10 protein-coding genes are annotated in these 14,796 nt (G+C 54.1%); 2 read left to right on the top strand and 8 right to left on the bottom strand.

Features of this window, described 5'->3' with window-relative positions; genetic code table 11:
• Nucleotides 1–227: 227 nt before the first annotated feature.
• Together ACT3TJ_RS17190 and ACT3TJ_RS17185 are read right to left on the bottom strand one after the other, a co-directional pair.
• Nucleotides 228–1,322, bottom strand: coding sequence for a hypothetical protein (locus ACT3TJ_RS17190; RefSeq protein ID WP_193055062.1), 1,095 nt, complete (start codon nt 1,320–1,322; stop codon nt 228–230).
• A 137-nt stretch (nt 1,323–1,459) separates the two neighbouring features.
• Entirely contained in the window at nt 1,460–2,434 is a 975-nt protein-coding gene (locus tag ACT3TJ_RS17185) for a malate dehydrogenase (RefSeq protein ID WP_216657922.1), read from the bottom strand.
• A 222-nt stretch (nt 2,435–2,656) separates the two neighbouring features.
• Here ACT3TJ_RS17185 and ACT3TJ_RS17180 point away from each other — a divergent pair, with 222 nt between their 5' ends.
• A complete protein-coding gene (locus tag ACT3TJ_RS17180) occupies nt 2,657–3,739 on the top strand; it encodes an efflux RND transporter periplasmic adaptor subunit (RefSeq protein WP_444666078.1) in 1,083 nt (360 codons plus the stop codon).
• A complete protein-coding gene (locus ACT3TJ_RS17175) occupies nt 3,739–6,816 on the top strand; it encodes an efflux RND transporter permease subunit (RefSeq protein ID WP_444666076.1) in 3,078 nt (1,025 codons plus the stop codon). Before ACT3TJ_RS17180 ends, ACT3TJ_RS17175 begins: the two co-directional genes overlap by 1 nt.
• Before the next feature lie 102 nt (nt 6,817–6,918).
• Here ACT3TJ_RS17175 and ACT3TJ_RS17170 read toward each other — a convergent pair whose 3' ends face one another.
• The 6 genes from ACT3TJ_RS17170 to glsA all read right to left on the bottom strand — a co-directional run bounded on the left by ACT3TJ_RS17170 (nt 6,919) and on the right by glsA (nt 14,725).
• Nucleotides 6,919–8,073, bottom strand: a complete 1,155-nt coding sequence (locus ACT3TJ_RS17170; protein ID WP_193055058.1) for a linear amide C-N hydrolase — start codon at nt 8,071–8,073, stop codon at nt 6,919–6,921.
• Nucleotides 8,074–8,324: 251 nt separating this feature from the next.
• The gene (gene rsd, locus ACT3TJ_RS17165) at nt 8,325–8,795 is read right to left on the bottom strand and encodes a sigma D regulator (protein WP_192527987.1); all 471 of its coding nucleotides are present in this window, start codon (nt 8,793–8,795) and stop codon (nt 8,325–8,327) included.
• A 131-nt stretch (nt 8,796–8,926) separates the two neighbouring features.
• The gene (locus ACT3TJ_RS17160) at nt 8,927–9,427 is read right to left on the bottom strand and encodes a disulfide bond formation protein B (RefSeq protein ID WP_444666074.1); all 501 of its coding nucleotides are present in this window, start codon (nt 9,425–9,427) and stop codon (nt 8,927–8,929) included.
• Nucleotides 9,424–11,064 (bottom strand): glutamate--cysteine ligase, encoded by a 1,641-nt coding sequence (gene gshA / locus ACT3TJ_RS17155; protein WP_444666072.1) that lies wholly within the window; start codon nt 11,062–11,064, stop codon nt 9,424–9,426. Before gshA ends, ACT3TJ_RS17160 begins: the two co-directional genes overlap by 4 nt.
• Before the next feature lie 194 nt (nt 11,065–11,258).
• Entirely contained in the window at nt 11,259–13,601 is a 2,343-nt protein-coding gene (locus tag ACT3TJ_RS17150) for a Tex family protein (protein WP_193055054.1), read from the bottom strand.
• A gap of 173 nt (nt 13,602–13,774) precedes the next feature.
• Nucleotides 13,775–14,725 (bottom strand): glutaminase A, encoded by a 951-nt coding sequence (gene glsA, locus ACT3TJ_RS17145; protein WP_444622700.1) that lies wholly within the window; start codon nt 14,723–14,725, stop codon nt 13,775–13,777.
• Nucleotides 14,726–14,796: the final 71 nt, after the last annotated feature.

Below are 14,796 nucleotides of genomic sequence, written 5' to 3'. Positions count from 1 at the left end.
TCCCCCCCAAATGGCCTCATATAGTAGCGCGCGGTAACGCGCCGTGAGGAACGAGCGGCAAGGCACCCGCGAATGGCGGCGGTACGACGCCTAAAGGCACAGAATCAACCCCGGCACCGCTGCGCGCTGCTCCCGCGCCGGGCCGCCGCTGCGGGTGCGCTTCGCTTACCACGCGCTACAAGAATCCCCCCAAATGGTTGCACACCGTCGCGAGATCAAAAAACGCGCTAATAGGATGCTAGCAAGCTTTCGACAGCAAACTGAGACATCCCCATGTCATAGCGTTCTTCCAGATGAGGCTTGAGTGTCGCAATACTGCGAATGGAGTGAGTAATCTCTTTTTCTCGCTTCGCCTGATCTCTTGCCTTCTTGCAATACTCCTGCAGTTTACGCTTTCTAATCTCTGGTTTGGCATCATAAAAATGCTGATAAAAACCCGCACGTATAGGAGTAACATTAATAATATCGTCACGCTGCTCCCGCAATGTCCGCGAGTAAGATTTCAGCAATTTTAGCACCTTTTTATCATCCCCCAAGTCAGCCAAGGGTGACTCGCCGACATGCTCCTCATACATTGAAAACAGCGTGAATAGATCGTTGCTGTCTCTTGCATGAGTCGCTCGCCCCATCTGCTCGCCACGTAGCTGCTTAAGATCAGCATCCAACTCTCGGTCAGGATGCAGCAGGCGAGCTAAGCGTCGAAAGATCATATTGACAGATGACTTTCCCAGCATCGCTTGCAAGGATTGTTGACCTTCTTGCTCCTGCTCTCTTTCTTGCTGCTGCTCTTGCTGCTGATGAAAGAACTCTTCAAAAAGCTCCTCTTCCAAAGCCTCAAAGCTCTCACTGTCAATATCTTCTGAGTCCTCTTGCGCATACTGAGCACCATCATTCATGCCATCTTCATTATTATTTTGATACGCGTGCCTCTGCTCCGGCGATAGCCTACTGTTATCCATATCAACGATATGCTGAAGCACCTCCTCAAGCACTTGCCTATCACAGAAAGGATTTGCCAGAAGATCGTTTAGATTTTCTTCAATCCAGCCCATCAACTCGGCGCGTTGCCACTGGGCTAATGATTTACGCGACAAAAAGGTACCTAAATGCCGGGTTTGGTCCAGTATTGCCTCTGCCGCCTGCTCTTCTGCTGGCCCGATAACCTCTAGGCATTCTTTTTCAAAGGTTTTCAAATCATCCTCAAGCCGTTCGTTACCCGCTTTCAGCTTGACAATACGCTCCCATTCCCGATGAAGCGCTTGCTCAGGCGACTGGCCCTTCTTATTTGTCCTTGCAGCCTGCTTTTGGGTAATTAAGCTCATCCGAAGCACCTTTCTCTTTACTTTAAAATCATCGTATCTTGTCCATATTATAGAAATAATAAGCGTTACTTATAAAACAACAACCCCGCAAGCCTGGGCTTGCGGGGTTGTTGTTACTAACAGAATCAGAAGCGCGTTTAGCCGAGCAGGTGCTCAACGGCTGCGCGCTCTTCACGCAGTTCTTTCTCGGTTGCTTTCATCTTCTCTTGGCTGAATTCGTCAAGCTCAAAGCCTTGAACGATTTCATACTTGCCGCCCTGGCAACGCACCGGGTAGGAGTAGATGATACCTTCGGCGATGCCGTAGCTACCGTCAGACGGAATCGCCATGCTGACGATACCTTTGGAGCCCAGCGCCCAGTCGTGCATGTGGTCGATGGCTGAAGAGGCAGCGGAGGCGGCAGAAGACGCGCCACGTGCTTTGATGATCGCCGCGCCGCGCTGCTGTACCGTCGGGATAAAGTCGTTTTCGTACCAGTCACGCTCAACCAGATCAAACGCCGCTTTACCGTCAACCTTGCACTGAGCGATATCGGGGTACTGGGTCGCGCTGTGGTTGCCCCAGATGATCATGTTTTCAACGTCGGTCACGTGCTTGCCGGTTTTCTGGGCCAGCTGCGTCAGGGCGCGGTTATGGTCCAGACGCGTCATGGCAGTGAACTGGCCTTTGTCCAGGTCCGGCGCGTTGCACGAAGCAATCAACGCGTTGGTGTTGGCCGGGTTACCCACCACCAGCACTTTAACGTCACGGCTAGCGTGATCGTTCAGCGCTTTACCTTGTACAGAGAAGATCGCGGCGTTGGCTTCCAGCAGATCTTTACGCTCCATACCCGGGCCACGCGGGCGCGCGCCGACTAACAGGGCGAAGTCAGCATCTTTAAATGCAACGTTGGCATCGTCAGTGGCAACAATGTCTTGTACCAGCGGGAAGGCGCAGTCGTTGACTTCCATTACTACGCCGTTCAGCGCGTCCATTGCTTGCGGAATTTCGAGCAGCTGAAGAATGACAGGCTGATCCGGCCCCAGCATATCGCCAGCGGCGATGCGGAAAATAAGAGAGTAACTGATCTGGCCGGCACCGCCGGTAATCGCAATACGTACTGGATCTTTCATCATTGCTCCTTGGTTGGTTCGCCTTCAAATGGGTCGACAGAACTCAAGATGCCAAGATGTTATGCGCAGTCATGCAAAAACTCAATCATCCATACGGTGACTTTGCCTTCATTGGGCCTGCCAATCACTCGCTGCAAGCCGTTGGTTGCGCTATTGTATCGCTGCACCTTTTTTCTTGTTCGTGTGTCGTTGCACACAGTTGCCAGGGATAGATCCCCCTTTATGCGCAAACTTCCCTCTTCTTATATGCTGGCCAGCTTACTGGTATTGGGTCTGGTCATTTGGTTAGTGCTGGGCGATTTCCAGCGCTTTCAATCCGCGCCTCCCGAGGCACAAAGTAGCTCCGCAAGCGGTCCGCGCGTTGAAGTGATGACACTCGACAGCGTGCCCTACATCCCTCAGCAAATGGTTCAAGGCCAGCTAACCGCCGAGCGTGAGGTCACCCTGCGCGCCAACGTCGGTGGGTTTGTCGTTGAAAAACCTATTGCCCAAGGGAGCCCTGTTGAGGCCGGGGATACGCTACTTGTGCTGGATAACGACGCCCTGCCGGAACGCTTACAGCAAGCCCGCGATGAACTTTCGCTCTCCCAAGCCGAATACTCCGGCGCCCAGAATTTGCGTGATCGTCAGCTTATTTCCCAGCCCGAACTGCTGCGTTTACAAGCCTCGTTAAGCGCGAGTGCAGCGCAAGTCGCTCAGCTTGAAAAACAGCTTGTCGACTCACGCCCCCAAGCCCCATTTAGCGGCACGCTGGACCGTATTGAGGTTGAATTGGGTGATCTCGTTCAACCCGGCGAAGAGTGGGGGCGACTGGTAGATGATAGCCGTTTAACCGGCACCGCCTGGGTGTCTCAGCAACAAGTGGGTGACCTGGCCGTTGGCCTGCCCGTTACGGCTCGCTTGCTCAATGGCGCTCATCTTGAGGGCGAGCTAAGCTTTATTAGCCGCCGAGCCAATGAAGCGACGCGTACGTTCTATGTCGAAGCGACGTTGGATAACCCTTTGCAGCTGCCCATGTCCGGCGGTAGCGCGGAGCTTACGATTACCCTGCCGCCCCGCTCTGTACACAGCCTCTCGCCTGCTCTGCTGTCTCTTGGCCATGAAAATCAGTTGACTATCAAGCATATCAATGCCGATAACGAAGTGATTGAGACGCCGGTAGAACTGGTTAGCGCGACGATTGAAAGTGCCTATGTCAGTGGGCTGCCCGATCAGGTGCGCTTAATCACGCTAGGCGCTGGCCTGGTGAATGCCGGCGAGATTGTCGAGCCTGTTTCTGTTGACGCTGCATCCGAGGCCCGCTAATGCGCCAGTTAATTGATGCCGCGCTTCACCATACGCGCACCACGCTGTTTCTGCTGGTTAGCCTGCTGCTGGCAGGCGTGGTTGCCTGGCAGGTCATTCCCAAGGAAGCCAACCCCGACGTTACGATTCCGCTGATTTACGTTTCGCTAACGCTGGAGGGTGTGAGCCCGGAGGATGGTGAGCGCCTGCTGATTCGTCCTATGGAGCAGGAACTGCGCGGCATTGCAGGACTGCGCAAGTTCACGGCCCAATCCAACGAAGGCCACGCCTCTATTTCATTGGAGTTTGACCCAGGCTTTGACCCTGACACGGCGCTTTCCGACGTTCGTGACCGCGTTGATATCGCCCGCAGCGACTTACCTTCCGAAGCGGATGAACCGCGGGTTATGGAAGTCAATGTGTCAGAGTTTCCGGTACTCAGCATTGGCCTTTCGGGGCAGCTGGATACCCGGGAACGGATTACCGTGGCGCGCCGCTTAAAGGAGGAGATTGAAGGCATCGCTGATGTGCTGGAAGTGGATATTGGTGGTGAGCAGGAGGACTTGCTGGAGATCGTGGTCGACCCACTGGTGCTGGAGAGTTACGGCATCGATTTCAACGAGCTGTTTAATATCGTCTCCAATAACAACCGGCTGGTAGCGGCGGGTAGCCTGGATACTGGCGCAGGGCGTATGGCGCTGAAGGTGCCCGGCGTTATCGAGTCGCTTGAAGATGTTATGAACATGCCGGTGAAGGTGGATGAGGACCGCGTTGTTACCTTTGGCGACGTCGCCTGGATTCACCCCACCTTTAAAGACCCCGCAGGCTTTGCGCGCATTGATGACCAGCCCGCCGTAGTACTGGAAATATCCAAACGCGCTGGTGCCAACATTATTGCCACCATTGCTGCGGTGCGCGAGACACTCGACCAGGCAAGTGATCTGCTGCCCGAGCAGTTAAATATCACCACCATTCTCGACCAATCGGTCACGGTTGAGGATATGCTCTCAGAGCTTCTCAATAACGTACTGACCGCCGTAGTACTGGTGCTCATCGTGGTGGTCGCCGTGATGGGTTTGCGCATGGCGCTTCTGGTGGGTCTGACTATTCCTGGCGCCTTTTTAACCGGTATTCTTCTGGTCTGGGCGTTTGGGTTCACGCTCAACATTGTGGTGCTCTTCGCCTTGATTCTGGTAGCGGGCATGCTGGTAGATGGGGCGATTGTGGTGAGCGAGCTGGCTGATCGTCATCTGCGCGAGGGGCAATCGCCCCACCAGGCATGGCTGAACGCTGCCTCACGTATGAGCTGGCCGGTGATCGCCTCTACCGCCACGACACTTGCGGTGTTTATCCCCCTGCTGTTTTGGCCCGGCATGGTCGGTCAGTTTATGAAGTATCTGCCTGCAACCGTTATTCTCTGTTTACTGGCGTCGCTGGCCATGGCGCTGATTTTCTTACCCACGCTTGGGCGACTGTTTACCCGCACGGCCACCAAGCCAGCGCAGGGCGGAGTTCGCCCCGACCAAAGCACTCGGCTGGGCCGCGCCTACCGGCGCTTACTTTCCCGCCTGCTGGCTCGCCCTGGCTGGGTACTTATCATTGCCGTGCTGCTGCTGGCATTAATTTACACAGCCTACGGGCGCCTCAATCACGGGGTCGACTTCTTCCCCAACGTTGAGCCGGACAGTGCCCAGGTGTTGGTACGCGCCCGTGGCGACTTCTCTGCTCTAGAGGCGGATGCCATTGTTCAGCGCGTGGAGGCACGGCTATCAGGGATGAGCGAAGTACAGGCGCTCTATGCGCGTTCGTTTGCCGTTCCCAACGAGCAACTGGGGAACGATGTTATCGGCGTACTCCAGTTTCAGTTTATTGATTGGTATGAACGCCGCCCTTCTCGAGAAATTTTGGCCGACATGGCCGAACGCGCCAGCGACATTCCCGGTATTCGCCTGGAGTTTCAGGAGCAGGAGATGGGGCCAGGAGGCGGAAAGCCTATCGTTCTGGAAGTCAGCGCCATGAATCCAGCCGTTGCCGATGCAGGGGTGGACCAGTTACAAGCCATCATGCATGAGCTAGGGGGCTTCGTTGCCATTCAGGATAACCGTAGCCTGCCAGGCGTGGAGTGGCGGATCAATGTGGACCGGGAAGCGGCCGCGCGCATGGGTACTGATATCACGACCATTGGCAGTGCGGTGCAACTGCTTACCAACGGCTTACAGGTGGCCAGCTACCGGCCGCCTGACGTTAGTGATGAGGTCGATATTCGGATTCGGTTACCGGAAGGTTGGCGCTCACTCGACCAGCTCGGCCGCATGACGATAAACACACCGCGCGGGCAAGTGCCTATTTCTCACTTCGTGGAGATTACTCCGGCACCTAAAGTAGGCACGCTTAATCGTATTAATGGGCGCCGAGCCATTACCGTCGAAGCTGATTTGGCGCCGGGGTACCTGGCAGATGAACGTTTAAGGGCACTGTTTCAGGAAGCGCAAGACAAGCTGCCCGATGATTTGATGGTGAATGTGGCCGGTGAACAGGAGGACCAACTGGAGGCGATGCAGTTCTTGATCAGTGCGTTCTTTGTCGCTATTGGGCTGATGTCGCTGATCCTGGTGACTCAATTCAACAGCTTCTACCAAGCGATTCTAGTGCTTTCGGCCATCGTCTTCTCGACAGCCGGAATATTGATAGGGCTGCTGATCACGGGTCAGGCCTTTGGCATTGTGATGGTCGGCATGGGGGTTATTGCGCTGGCCGGTATCGTGGTGAATAACAATATCGTACTAATCGACACCTATAATGAGTTACGTCTTGAAGGGATGGCACCGGCCGAGGCCGCATTGGAAGCAGGCTGTTTGCGGCTTCGCCCGGTGCTGTTAACGGCAATCACCACAGTGCTGGGTTTGATGCCGATGGTACTGGGCATGAACGTCAACCTGTTCGCACCGTCACTTGGGTTCAACGCCCCTTCAGCGCAGTGGTGGACACAGATGTCGAGCGCCATTGCCGGCGGGCTTACCTTCGCGACCGCCCTCACCCTTCTGCTGACGCCCTGTATGCTGGTGCTGGGTGGCAAACTACACCGCCACAAGCCGTAGCAGCCAGACGAACACAGGGGACCGTTTGAGCGGCCCCCTTTCTCTTATAAACACTGGCCCTATAAACACCAGCTCTGTAAACGTCGGCCCTGTAAACCTGGCTTATTGACTCAAGGCCAGCGTGGCGTCTTGCGGGCCATGAACCACGTCCTTGAGTTCAACATGACGGATCTCATCAATATCCGTTAGCTCATCCAGATCGAAATGAATGTAGTTAAGGCTATCGTAAGAGCGCAGGTGAAGCGTCCGCTGCTGAAGGTCAATCAGTGACGTCCAGGAGGTGTACTCCGAGGTGTACACACGGTCATTGTTAACACCGGGCGCCGCAATATTTTCAATTGAATCGCGGAACCGATTGTCGATAGTAATACCGCGCGGTCGGTCAAAGTTATTCATGACATGGGCAAGCGTCGTGATGGCGCTGTCTGCATCTTCCGCTTTTTCAGCAAACTGGGAATAGTAAATAGCGCGCACAAAGCGCCCAACTGAAGTATTCGACGCAGGCAGCCCGGCCGTCGCAATTCCTGAGTCAGGCTGAGCAAGTTTTACCCCACTCAGCTCAAGCTTTGATTGGTCAATGTTACTTAAAAACGTGTAGTTATTCAGGTTGGTCATGTGCCAGGAAAATTCTGGCCCGTTGGTCATAACCCCTAGCGGGTTGTCGATAACATTCTGCTCGTGATTGGCAAACTCAATCACGATGGATTTACCCGTGGCATCGTGCAACGTGTAGTGAAACGGCGTATCCAGCACGCCCATCGGCAGTAGCGACGTCACCATAACAGGTTGCTCTTCTAACGCCTGCTTTACTTCGTCAACGGTAGAAAACTGAGAAAGCGCCCAAGCGCCGAGGTCGATAGCTGCCAGCACCGCCTGCGTATTGTTAACCATATCGGCGGGGCCTTCGGTGCTGGCATACGCCAGCAAGCCAAACGTCAATCCCTTGTCGTTAACGCCTTCAGCTACTTTTAAATCTTTTGATACGGGGTCCGGCACCGTAACGGCAACAAAGGCGTTTTGGCCGGTAAAGTCCAGCACGTGATGTTTATCAGCCTGCGAGCCAAAGCTAGTGCCTGCTGGAAAGTAGGACACTTTATAAGGTAGCTCCATGGGCAGTTCCATGGTGCGGCCCGCATAAAATTTATCATTTGCGTCGCTATAAAGAAGGGAGGTACATGCGGCCACTGTGGGCGCGAGAGCAATACTGATCGCCGATAGGCAAAAACCTGCTAAACAAGGCTTGGAAAAACGTCGCATACTACTCTTCCTCATCTTATTAATAGTTAAACCACACTTCAGGCAAACTATAGCTTATTTATTATCAAATCAACTTACATAAACGCCCCCTTCATAAAAAGAAACAGTATTAGGAAGCCTCAACCAAGCAGCAAGTATCGCCCCATTAAACCAGGGCGCTTGGGAAGATTAGCCGGAATAAAATTCGACAAAAAGCACCTTCAAGGGTGCTTTTATCTGGCGCTAAACAACAAGCAATGAAGAGGAAAGGCTTAGCTGGGGGTATTGGCGGCGTGCAAGCGGGCAATGAGCTGATCTTCTAGCGCAAAACGCTCAGTGAGGCCTTTTGCCAAGCGGTCAATCCAGGCGGGTAGGCGCACCAAATGCTGCTGGCAACGCACAGGTGACTCGTAATCCTGGTCGAACTCAAGCACCATTTGCGTAGACATCTCAAGGCGTTCCAGCAGCCGTGATGCGATGTGCAGCGCGCTCTCATCATCAAAGGCTTTCGCTTCTTCCGCGAGCTGGGGGTAAATCTCAAAATGCCCCGCGCTAATATAATCCATGAGCATTTGGCTAAAGGTATCAATGCGCTCTTTGCTAACGGCTTCTAGTTCAGTGTCGCAGGCTTCCTTTAGCTCGATAAAACTCGCCAAAAGCGTGCGGCGCTGCTCCAGCCAGCGGTCAATCAAGCCATGAACGCCTCCCCAGCGCTCTTGGGCATTTTTGCAATCTTCGAGCATGGGTTTCTCCTTGCTAATAGCCACCTACAACAGAGTAAGGCTCGCGCTTCCGCCTTTCTCTGTCAATTCTGTTAGGGGCCGTTTCCTTGATGCTAACGGCCAGCCAAAACGCTGGCCGCACAAACAGCCATCTATCGCTTGATAGCTAGCCACAATATCCGCAGAGGTACAAGCGCCAGGATAACAAAGCCGAGGAATGTCCAGGCAGGCAGAGAAGCCCCCATAAAGGTAACGTCAATCTCGGCGCACTCTCCAGAGCCAGTCAACACCATGGCAACGACATCCTGCATGGGCAGGATATCCATCATGTAGCCAAGACCTGGGCCACAGGACGGTACCTCGTCAGCCGGGAGGGTTTGCAGCCACACATGGCGACCGGCAATAAACGCGCCGGTGGCTACCGCTATCAACCCCAACACACCGTAAATGCCTTTCCCCACACAGCCGTTTGGGTTGTGGATAGCCGCAACCGCAAAGATCACACCTGCAGCAATGACCGCTACGCGCTGAAAAATGCACAACGGGCAGGGTTCAAGACCCACAATATGCTCAAGACCAAGCGCGACGGCCATCATCAAGACACAAAATGCCAAGCCTGCAAGGGCCACGGGGCGAAGTGCTGTGGGCTTCATTGCCTCTCCTCAAGTAGTAACGCAGACAACGCGCGCGATTCACGCGCCTTGGTAAAGTACGTATCGAGGAAGTCAGCAAAACTCTCCTGGTCTGCCGCTTCTATATCTTTCTGCTGCTGATGCGAGGTCTCAATCAACTGATCAAGCAAGGCTTCGCGTGAGCGTAGCATGGGTGTATTTTTAAGCTTTTCGCTCTGCTCCTTGGCCAGCCCAAGCAGCGTATCACTTAACGAACCATTGCCCTCTTTCATAAGCGCCAACAGCTGAGCCGAGGGCGTCAGCGAAGGATCTTGCAAACGCGGGGCCAGCTCATTGAGTGCTGCCGCGTGAGGCGCATTGTCTTCCACAGCATCCAGCAGGCGGGCGACTTCGCGCAATTCTGCAAAAATCTGCTCGCCCCACTCACTAACCGAGGTGGTCTGGCCATTACGAATCAGTGTTAATTCTGGGTCACGGCCGCGCTCCACCACCCAACGACGGTTATCGTCCAAGCGGTCGCACTCATCATCAGAAATCCACGGGCTATCGCTGAGTAAACACCACATAAGGAAAGTGTCGACAAAGCGCATCTGCGTCTCGGTGACACCCAGCGGGTCAAAGGGATTCAGGTCCAAACAGCGCACTTCAATATACTCAACACCGCGCGCTTCAAGCGCTTGGCTAGGCGTTTCGTTATGCTTGGCGACGCGCTTGGGGCGAATATCGCTGTAGTACTCGTTCTCTATCTGGAGAATATTGGCATTCAACTGCTGCCAGTTACCCTCTACATTAACGCCGAGTTTTTCGTAATCCGGCCACGGCGTTGAGATTGCATGGCGCAACGTGTTCACATAGTTGGATAGCGAGTTAAAGCAGATTTTAAGCTGAGCCTGGACCTTGTTTTGATAGCCTAGATCCGACATACGCAGCGTTGTAGCGAACGGTGCATAAAACGTATCGTCGTTGAGTGGCTTCAACTTTTCTGGCACGTTGCCGTTAGGCAAAAAGCTTTTATCTACCGCAGGCGAAGCGCCAAACAGATAAAGCAGCAGCCAGCTATGACGTCGAAAATTACGGATAAGGCCAAAATAGCGCGTCGAACGATAGTCGTTAAACGGGATATTATTCGCACCTTCCAGCTCGCGCAGCGCGTGCCACATATCATCAGGTAACGAGACGTTGTAGTGTACGCCAGCAATTGCTTGCATGATCCGCCCATAACGTACGTCCAGCCCTTTACGGTAGACGTGCTTCATGGTGCCAACGTTGGAAGAGCCGTAATCCGCAATGGGCACGCTGTCATTACCTGAAAGCCGTGACGGCATACTCCCCGGCCAGACCCACTCCTGGTCAAGGTGCTGATAGGTAAAGGTGTGCAGATCCGATAAAAAGGCCAAGGCTTCACGCGGCTGCGAATACACCGGGGTAATGTATTCAATCAACGCTTCTGAATAATCAGTGGTGATATGCGGGTGCGTTAGCTTGGAACCCAAAGCACTTGGGTGCGGGGTTTGCGCAATATGGCCGTTTGCATCAACCCGCAGTCCTTCTTTTTCCAGCCCGCGGCGTAAGCGTCCCATGCGGCCCAAGCGCGCGCTGGGCAACAATCGCTCAACCTGGGAGGTCAGCGAAGATGGCACAGTGAGTGGTTCAGGCAAGGTGAACACTCCTTGTCAGTAAGGCTCGTTTTTTGACGAGCCCTGGTGAAATCAGGTGGCATCGCCAGCATATCCATCAATCATAAAAGGCAGGATATGGCGGCAGCCCTAATATTTTCAAGACATGTATTTTCAAGACACGTATTTTCAAGCCACGCAAACCTTCAAGTTACATAAGCGTTCAACGTATGCGTCTACTTGCCCTGCTTGGCTTTCAGCAATGCCGCCCCCAGCGCCCCCATTGGCGCCGAAGTTTCCGTGCTCTTACTGGCAGGTCGTTGGCTACGTGGTGGCTTTTGCGACCCTTTATTAACGGCTGATGACGCGCGCTCTTGCTCGCGTTCCGGCTCATCATTCAGGCGCATGGAAAGCCCCACCCGCTTACGTGCAATATCCACGCTCATCACTTTTACCGACACAATATCACCCGCTTTAACTACGCTACGTGGGTCATCAATAAAGCGATCAGACAGTGCAGAGATATGTACCAGACCATCCTGATGGACGCCAATATCTACAAACGCACCAAAGGGCGTTACGTTCGTCACGGTGCCCTCCAGTACCATACCCAGCTTCAAATCCTTGAGCGTTTCCACGCCCTCACGGAATTCTGCAGCTTTAAATTCAGGCCGTGGGTCACGGCCCGGCTTATCAAGCTCGCTCAGAATGTCGCTGACCGTGGGCACACCAAAGCGCTCATCGGCAAAATCAGCGGGCTTTAACGCTTTCAGCGCAGCGCTATCGCCAATCAAGCCTTTAACATCACGGCCACTCTGTTTAGCGATGCGCTCAACCAGGGTATAGGCTTCCGGGTGAACGGCGCTTGCATCCAACGGGTTATCCGCATTGCTGATACGCAAAAAGCCTGCGCACTGCTCAAAGGTTTTGGGGCCCAGGCGGCTAACGTCCAGCAGTGCTTTACGGCTTTTAAACGCACCAAGGCTGTTACGCTGGGCCACGATATTCTCAGCTATCGCAGCACTTAGGCCTGCCACTCGTGAGAGCAACGCGCTTGACGCCGTATTAAGGTCAACTCCCACGGCGTTAACACAATCTTCAATGACAGCCTCCAGGCTACGCGATAGCTGTACCTGAGAAACGTCATGCTGATACTGGCCTACGCCAATCGACTTGGGCTCAATTTTAACCAGCTCAGCCAGCGGGTCTTGCAAGCGGCGAGCAATCGACACCGCGCCGCGTATTGTTACATCAAGATCCGGCAGCTCACGAGAAGCATATTCCGAAGCGGAGTAAACAGACGCCCCGGCTTCCGATACCATCACTTTGCTGACCCGATACTCAGGCGCCAATGCTTTCAGTAGCTCCCCTGCCAGCTTGTCGGTTTCACGGCTGGCGGTGCCGTTCCCAACAGCAACCAGTTGAACGCCATGCTGCTTAACGAGCTTAGCCAGTACGTTGAGCGACTCATCCCAGCGGTTTTGTGGCGCATGCGGGTAAATAGTCGCCTGGTCGATAAACTGCCCGGTTGCGTCAATGACCGCCACCTTGCAACCGGTACGCAAACCAGGATCAAGCGCCAGGGTAATTTTTTGCCCAGCGGGTGCGGCCAGCAGCAGGTCTTTCAGATTGGCGGCAAATACTTCAATGGCAGTTTGCTCAGCCTGCTCGCGCAAACGCCCCAGCAGCTCGGTTTCCAGCGCTGTGTAGAGTTTCACTCGCCATGTCCAACGAACCACCTCGCCCAACCATTTATCAGCAGCGCGGCCCTCATCGCTAATGCCGACGTGTTTGGCAATGGCCACCTGGGCGGGATGAATAGGCGCATCATCTTCACCAGGCAAGCGAATAGCGAGGCTCAGCACGCCTTCATTGCGGCCCCGGAACATGGCAAGCGCACGGTGTGAAGGCACTTTGGCAAGCTTTTCATCGTGCTCGAAGTAATCCGCAAACTTAGCGCCTTCTTGCTGCTTGCCCTCCAGCACACGGGCACTCAGCTCACCCTCTTGCCAGAGGCGCTCGCGCAACCGACCGATTAGCTCGGGGTCTTCGGCAAAGCGCTCCATCAGGATTTGTTTAGCGCCGTCCAGCGCCGCTTTGGCATCTTCAACGGCGGGAATATCACCCTCTGCCGGTCGCAGGTAGCCGGCTGCTTCCGCTTCAGGGTCAAGCGCGGGGTTCGCCAACAGCGCATCCGCCAACGGCTCAAGCCCCGCTTCACGCGCGATTTGTGCCTTTGTGCGGCGTTTTTTCTTAAAGGGTAAATAGAGATCTTCAAGGCGTTGCTTGGTTTCTGCCGCGTCTATGCTCGCCTTGAGCGATGCATCCAACTTGCCCTGCTCATCAATGGCTTCCAGGACAGCGGCACGGCGCTCTTCAAGCTCGCGCAGATAGCGCAACCGCTCATCCAACTGACGCAGTTGGGTATCATCTAATGCCCCGGTAATTTCTTTACGGTAACGGGCAATAAACGGCACGGTGGCACCGCCATCCAAGAGCTCTACCGTAGCCGCTACTTGCTGGGTACGCACACCTAGCTCGTCGGCTAAGCGGGAAATAATTCGCTGATTGACATCCATAAATTGCAACTAACTCATGCAGCATTTTTTAGTGCTGACAAGGTATCACAATCAGCCTACTACCGCTTTATCTGCACAAGACTCCCTTTATAGCAATAGGGATAAAAGACCGTTCAGGTAGTGGCCGCCCCTTTATTGCCATGAACAGTAACCTTCTTTCTTCAAGGCATTTACTAGCAAGGAGCCTTGAAGAGATTGAGACCCAGCGATGCCGCAGCAACCTTGACAGCGGCCTGACCACGAATGCTATTGCCAGCCTCATCCAAGCGAGGAGAAAAAGCGGCTATCGCGAGCTGCCCCGGCATGACAGCGAGAATCCCCCCACCAACACCACTCTTCGCGGGCAAGCCTACCTCATAAGCCCAGTCTCCAGAAGCCGTGTAAAGTCCCTCCATCATCATTTCAGCCAATATATAATGGACATAACGCGCATCCATGACCTGTCGCTTGGTTAACGGATTAATACCACCTGCAACAAGCGTTGCTCCCATCGTGGCAAGATCCTTGCAATTAATCAGGGTAGAGCATTGCCGTGTATAGACATCGACAGTGCGTACCGGGTCGCTATAACACGCACCAGCGCTTTCAAGCAGCCATGCGATAGCCCGATTATGGGCGTTGGTAGACTGCTCAGACGCATTAATCTCGGCACTCATGGCAAGATCTCGTCCCGCAAATTCACGCTGGCACTGGAGAATAGTTTCAAAGCATTCGTCTGCACTCTCCCCTGGCACAAGGCTTACCGTCGCTATAGCGCCAGCATTGACAAGCGGAGAGAGCGGCTTGTCGTTATTTAACTCCAGTGCGATGATGGAATTGAAGGGCAGTCCCGTTGGGCTATCTCCAATTTTATCGCGAACAGCGTCAGGGCCGATATTCTCCATGACCATCGCCAACGTAAATACTTTTGAGATCGACTCAATTGCAAACGCGTAGTCGCAATCCCCTTCGGTATAGGCTTGGCCATCTGCCGTTATGATGGCAAGTGAAAACAGCTCAGGATCAACAGAGGCTAGATAGGGGATATAATCAGCGTTCTTACCTCCATGCGCTGCTCGCCCCGCCTCCATGCCTGCCTTTAACGCGCTTTCGATATCCGCTTTCATTCCAGTAGATAGCCCCATTCGCCTGCCTCTTCAATGGCATGTTTCATTCAGCTCTGGACAGTTATCATGGAAGCCATTTACCGGTTCTG

Origin of the sequence: Halomonas sp. AOP30-A1-24, from assembly GCF_052378165.1 — a bacterium.
GTDB classification, from domain to species: Bacteria; Pseudomonadota; Gammaproteobacteria; order Pseudomonadales; family Halomonadaceae; genus Vreelandella; species Vreelandella citrativorans.
Note: the sequence above shows the minus strand (reverse complement) of the source record. Positions and strands in the feature narration are given on the sequence as shown.

What these genes read in the sequence shown, in the direction of transcription:
- rsd (WP_192527987.1), bottom strand. Translation starts at nt 8,795, where the DNA reads ATGCTCGAAGATTGCAAAAATGCCCAAGAGCGCTGGGGAGGCGTTCAT.
- glsA (WP_444622700.1), bottom strand. Translation starts at nt 14,725, where the DNA reads ATGGGGCTATCTACTGGAATGAAAGCGGATATCGAAAGCGCGTTAAAG.
- ACT3TJ_RS17190 (WP_193055062.1), bottom strand. Translation starts at nt 1,322, where the DNA reads ATGAGCTTAATTACCCAAAAGCAGGCTGCAAGGACAAATAAGAAGGGC.
- ACT3TJ_RS17150 (WP_193055054.1), bottom strand. Translation starts at nt 13,601, where the DNA reads ATGGATGTCAATCAGCGAATTATTTCCCGCTTAGCCGACGAGCTAGGT.
- ACT3TJ_RS17185 (WP_216657922.1), bottom strand. Translation starts at nt 2,434, where the DNA reads ATGAAAGATCCAGTACGTATTGCGATTACCGGCGGTGCCGGCCAGATC.
- ACT3TJ_RS17180 (WP_444666078.1), top strand. Translation starts at nt 2,657, where the DNA reads ATGCGCAAACTTCCCTCTTCTTATATGCTGGCCAGCTTACTGGTATTG.
- ACT3TJ_RS17175 (WP_444666076.1), top strand. Translation starts at nt 3,739, where the DNA reads ATGCGCCAGTTAATTGATGCCGCGCTTCACCATACGCGCACCACGCTG.
- ACT3TJ_RS17160 (WP_444666074.1), bottom strand. Translation starts at nt 9,427, where the DNA reads ATGAAGCCCACAGCACTTCGCCCCGTGGCCCTTGCAGGCTTGGCATTT.
- ACT3TJ_RS17170 (WP_193055058.1), bottom strand. Translation starts at nt 8,073, where the DNA reads ATGCGACGTTTTTCCAAGCCTTGTTTAGCAGGTTTTTGCCTATCGGCG.